Below are 4,070 nucleotides of genomic sequence, written 5' to 3'. Positions count from 1 at the left end.
GCCTCCATCAGGCTGCCGCGCAGCGGATAGGCCATCTTGCTCGGGTTCACCCGCGCTGCCCATTTGCCAAGACGCGCGAAGGAAAAGGCCGCATTGTCGAGCGACCGTCCGCCATCGGGCTTCGCGCCGGGCGCATAGGACTGATAGTCTGGGAAATCGGCGAAGGCATGGAGACGCACGGGCGTCTTGTCCTCCAGATAGCGCAGAAGCTCCGGACCGTTCTGCATGAACGCCCACAGCGTCTCGGGATCGAGTGCTCCCGGCGCAAGGGAGTCGAGATAAGTGACGATCTCCTCGTCCGAATCCGCGATCCCGGCTGCCTGCTGGTGATGGTTGTTGGGTATCCAGAGCATGCCGCCCGACATCGCCGTGGTTCCACCCACCATGCCTGAGCGTTCGAGGATCACGACATCCTTCGCTCCGAAATCATGGGCCGTAATCGCTGCGGTCATAGCCGCCCCGCCCGATCCCAGGACGACGACGTCCGCTTCCCGATCCCAAGCAACCGTTCCAGTCATGACCCTCTCCTCACCGATCTTGTCGATGAGATTTAATATAACAATCGTTTTATAAAACTGTGACCAATGTCAGGTCAGGGCGTTCGCCAGATGCCCTTAGCGGACCGCCTTCACCTCCTCGGCGGTGACCCTGTCGACGTAGCTGTTGCCGAAATGGGTCCTGACATAGTTGACCACCTCGGCCACCTGCTCATCGGTCATCATCCGCCCGAGCGCGGGCATGCCGTTCATTCCGTTGAGCAGAACACAGACTGGATAGCCGCCCGCCTCCAGCCTGGGATTGGCTGCCTTATGGCCGAGATCGGCCAGGGCAATCAGCAGACTAAGCCGATCGCCGGCCACAGCGGTGATTCGGAAGTCGCCCTCTACACCCGCCAGGCCGATCAGGCCCGTATGCCCAGCGCCGCGATGCGCGCCCTCGTTGCATGGGAGGCGTCTAACCAGGAAATCCGGCTAGACACGAACGAACAAAAATCGCTCAATATCAATTTCTTATATCCTGCGCTGGTGGGCCCGGCACCTACCGGACTGTACGCAATACAATCCGAAAAATATGAAGCGGTGAGAACAAGTCGCGGATGGATGCCCCCACCGATGCCCCCAGCCAATCGCAGCTAGATCTTGATGCGATCGAGCACCTTCCCTTTGCATAGCGCATGGAGATATCGTTGGCGAGATGATGCCCTTACGCGACCCCGAGACCGGCCGCTTTGTCTCCGCACCTCCGCCGATCGAGCGGCCGAAGCCGCGCACTTGGTACCGGGTCACAGTGTTCGGTAAGCCTCGCGGGATCTGGCGCGAGAGCTGGAACGAGGCGATGCAAGACGCGATCGACGGCGAGCTCGCCGCCTACGATCGCAGCCGGCGCGAATATTATCTCGCAGTACCGACAGCGATCGCAACCCAGTCGAGCTTCGAGCGACCGGCCGACGCATAATCGAAAGCTGGGGATAATCCGGCTGCAGCCAATTGCGGGCCGATAGGCCTGAGGTATGCTGCTCCTCCATACGGAGGGACATCCAATGTTGTTGATCAAAAATGGCCGAACAGCAATCGCCGTCCCGCTCGCGAACATAGCTGTTGCGCGCGGGTACCAGGGCGGCTGGACTATCACGGACGTCAACGGCAACGACCATCAGGTAGACGACTTCTCATGGAACCTGGCGCTCGAGACGACAATCGTATCGTCGATCCCTGCCCAGCCGGGTACATTTCTGATCGGGATGGTAGCCGACGAGGGTGATCCAGATCCGTTTTGGCGATCGGCCGTGGTGGGATGGGGCGTCTATGCCGACGGCGCGACACGACCGATCGCGATCGATGTCGATATGGTCACGGGTGGCGACTGGGCCGTGCAGTTCCCCGATGGACGTGTCGAGACGCCCGAGCGCCAATTTGAGACCGTGAAGGATTGGCGCGCATCGGTCGGCGCGCCCGATTCCTAAATTCAAGTTCGATGGGTCTGGAGCGGCCCGACGGGCTCCCACCGTCCTCACACCCCCTGGAAGGGGCTCGTCGTCTGGACGGGCCGCTCGATACTGCTGCCCCTGCTGGCGCCGAACTGCAACTGCTCAACCGTCCGAAATTATCGGACGCTCTTGCCGCCCCTCATAATCGGGCTTGGGGAACGGCAAAGCCGGGTATCGGCACGCCTTTGCGAAGCGCGGTTTGAGGAATCGCAGATATCGGAACTGGCGTAGGCGATGCAGCGTTGCCCGATCGCGGTTGGCGCGGAGATGCGCTGCGCGCGGACCGATCGACTTGCCGTTCGTCATAAGGCTGTCGTGGTACCAGTCGCCGTCCAGTTCCCAGAACCGGCCGCGGTGCTCCCCGTGGAAGGTGAAGCCAGCCGCCTGGTAGACGGTCCCGAACAAGCCGCAGCGCTCGTCAGCGAAGGACTGGATCCATTTCACCGTGGGGCGCGCCCGGCGAATGAATCGGATCGAATAGGCCAGCGCCCGGCTCTCGCTGTTCCGGGGTGCGGCGTCGGAAAGCCACATCCGGTTGAGCTCGAGATATTCCGTCATCAGCGTGCCCGTGACGACACTGCCAGCCGAAGCCGGGTTCATCGCATAGCCGTATTGCAGCACGCCCTCGAAGCGTCCCTCGACGAACACGCCCAGGTGCATGGTCGAGGCTGAATAGACCCGCCGGCTGTAGTGGTTGGCGATGATGGTCTCGTTCGCGAGGGCGCGATCGATCGTCGCGACGTAGAACCCCGCCTCGCCGAAGCCGATCGCTTCGCGCTTGCCGAGGAGGTCGGCCGCTGGGTCGAACAAATAGCCGGCGCACTCGCCGGCGATGCCGCCGGTCGGATCGACCGGAGCAGATACAGGTAAAGACTCCATGGAGGATTGGCCCTAGATGGCCCCGCCCTGTGCAGGGTGCGGGATCGTTGCGGCTGGCCGGCCGCGCGTGACGAGGGTCTTACTGCTCGTCGGTTTCCGGGTGGCAGCCCGGAACCCCCGCCCGGCCATCAGCCGAACGGACGTGTCTCGATATACGGTTGATTGCAAGGGCGGCCCGCGACGTACTCACCGGCAGCGGTGGCCAGCCGCGTGGGTACCAGCACGGAACTTTCCCGCCAAATGTGCGTCACGGGTGCATGGACGATCTGCCAGACCTCAACCAGCTGACCGACGCAGAACTGGTAAAGCTCTACGAGTCCAAGCAGCCTGACGACCCCGACGTCGACCGGGTCGCGAACGAGATGGAAGCTCGCGGCATCGATTTCTAATTGACCGACTCGTTCGTCGCGTTCCAGTTTCGTTCGCATGCACCGCCTCCACATCGACGACATCCGTGACACGATGATTTCCGACCGGAAGGGCGGAGGCGCTCAGCATTTCGAGTACCTGCGCCGCTGGCTCGAACAGACCGGCGCAGTTGTGGTGGTGCCCGACGACGTGCGGATCCCGAACAACTTCATGCCCGGCACTTTCACGTCACGGCCGGGTAGGTGGGGACAGGACGAGCCCTATCCGTCTTATGGTGGCTATCGGAAGCAGCTCGAAGACGCGCGGACCACGCACTTACCGAAGCCGAATGACGCCTGACGAGGAGCGCTGGGCCGAGGCGCTGGCAGTGGAACGCATTCACGGCGCCGGCGCGCCGCGCTATGTCGCCGAGCGCATTGGGACACTGGCTCTCGCCGGCGACCAGGCTGGCGTCGACCGATGGAAAGCGATCGCATCCAAGTTGGACCAATTGCTGAGGAGGCCGGGTCATCTGTAACCACTACCGGAACCGGCCGGACCTGATCCCGAGCTGGCGCGAGTATATCGGCTGGTCGCTGCGGCTGCCCGAGGAGCCCTTCGCGGCCGACGTCTTCCCCAAGCGCAAGGGACTGATTGTCCGCCGCGAGGCCGGCGCGACCGTCACCGACGTGCGAGCGTGGGGCATCACGACGAAGATCAAGGGCGCGTCGGGAAAGATGCTCGACAAGGCCGTGACCAACGTCCGCAACCTCGAAAGCCCGTTCTGGCGGTCGACGCTCGCGAAGCCGGAGCAGCGGTGTCTCGTGCCCTTCACGTCATTCGCAGAGCCCACGCT

8 protein-coding genes are annotated in these 4,070 nt (G+C 62.9%); 5 read left to right on the top strand and 3 right to left on the bottom strand.

Translation table 11 applies throughout. From position 1 onward, the window contains the following. Both KAY22_RS25590 and KAY22_RS25585 read right to left on the bottom strand, forming a co-directional pair. On the bottom strand, positions 1–518 hold a 518-nt coding region (locus KAY22_RS25590), incomplete at its 3' end, for an FAD-binding protein (protein WP_296625926.1). A 96-nt stretch (positions 519–614) separates the two neighbouring features. Next, positions 615–860 carry a hypothetical protein gene (locus tag KAY22_RS25585; RefSeq protein WP_296625925.1) on the bottom strand — a complete coding sequence of 82 codons (246 nt, stop codon included), beginning with the start codon at positions 858–860 and terminating at the stop codon, positions 615–617. Positions 861–1,194: 334 nt separating this feature from the next. On the opposite strand from KAY22_RS25585, the gene KAY22_RS25580 reads away from it, so the two are divergent. Next, on the top strand, positions 1,195–1,455 hold the full coding sequence (locus KAY22_RS25580) for a hypothetical protein (RefSeq protein WP_296625924.1): 261 nt from the start codon (positions 1,195–1,197) through the stop codon (positions 1,453–1,455). Between the two features lie 85 nt (positions 1,456–1,540). Further along, complete coding sequence (locus KAY22_RS25575; RefSeq protein WP_296625923.1) at positions 1,541–1,963, top strand: hypothetical protein; 423 nt, start codon at positions 1,541–1,543, stop codon at positions 1,961–1,963. 126 nt (positions 1,964–2,089) lie between these two features. On the opposite strand, the gene KAY22_RS25570 is transcribed toward KAY22_RS25575, so the two are convergent. Then, a complete protein-coding gene (locus tag KAY22_RS25570; protein WP_296625922.1) occupies positions 2,090–2,866 on the bottom strand; it encodes a hypothetical protein in 777 nt (258 codons plus the stop codon). A gap of 257 nt (positions 2,867–3,123) precedes the next feature. On the opposite strand from KAY22_RS25570, the gene KAY22_RS25565 reads away from it, so the two are divergent. Genes KAY22_RS25565 through KAY22_RS25555 form a run of 3 tightly spaced genes read left to right on the top strand, consistent with a single transcriptional unit; the run spans position 3,124 to position 3,752 of the window. Then, positions 3,124–3,255: a hypothetical protein gene (locus KAY22_RS25565; RefSeq protein WP_296625921.1), complete on the top strand. Its 132-nt coding sequence runs from the start codon at positions 3,124–3,126 to the stop codon at positions 3,253–3,255. Positions 3,256–3,292: 37 nt separating this feature from the next. Next, a complete protein-coding gene (locus tag KAY22_RS25560) occupies positions 3,293–3,574 on the top strand; it encodes a hypothetical protein (protein WP_296625920.1) in 282 nt (93 codons plus the stop codon). Further along, positions 3,564–3,752, top strand: coding sequence for a hypothetical protein (locus KAY22_RS25555; protein ID WP_296625919.1), 189 nt, complete (start codon positions 3,564–3,566; stop codon positions 3,750–3,752). Before KAY22_RS25560 ends, KAY22_RS25555 begins: the two co-directional genes overlap by 11 nt. The last annotated feature ends 318 nt before the right edge of the window (positions 3,753–4,070 follow it).

Source organism: Rhizorhabdus sp., from assembly GCF_018006725.1.
Lineage (GTDB): Bacteria > Pseudomonadota > Alphaproteobacteria > Sphingomonadales > Sphingomonadaceae > Rhizorhabdus.
This window is presented reverse-complemented; position numbering and strand designations above follow the sequence as displayed.

Coding starts and splice junctions, on each gene's coding strand:
- KAY22_RS25565 (WP_296625921.1), top strand. CDS start 3,124: ATGGACGATCTGCCAGACCTCAACCAGCTGACCGACGCAGAACTGGTA.
- KAY22_RS25570 (WP_296625922.1), bottom strand. CDS start 2,866: ATGGAGTCTTTACCTGTATCTGCTCCGGTCGATCCGACCGGCGGCATC.
- KAY22_RS25575 (WP_296625923.1), top strand. CDS start 1,541: ATGTTGTTGATCAAAAATGGCCGAACAGCAATCGCCGTCCCGCTCGCG.
- KAY22_RS25555 (WP_296625919.1), top strand. CDS start 3,564: ATGACGCCTGACGAGGAGCGCTGGGCCGAGGCGCTGGCAGTGGAACGC.
- KAY22_RS25580 (WP_296625924.1), top strand. CDS start 1,195: ATGATGCCCTTACGCGACCCCGAGACCGGCCGCTTTGTCTCCGCACCT.
- KAY22_RS25560 (WP_296625920.1), top strand. CDS start 3,293: ATGCACCGCCTCCACATCGACGACATCCGTGACACGATGATTTCCGAC.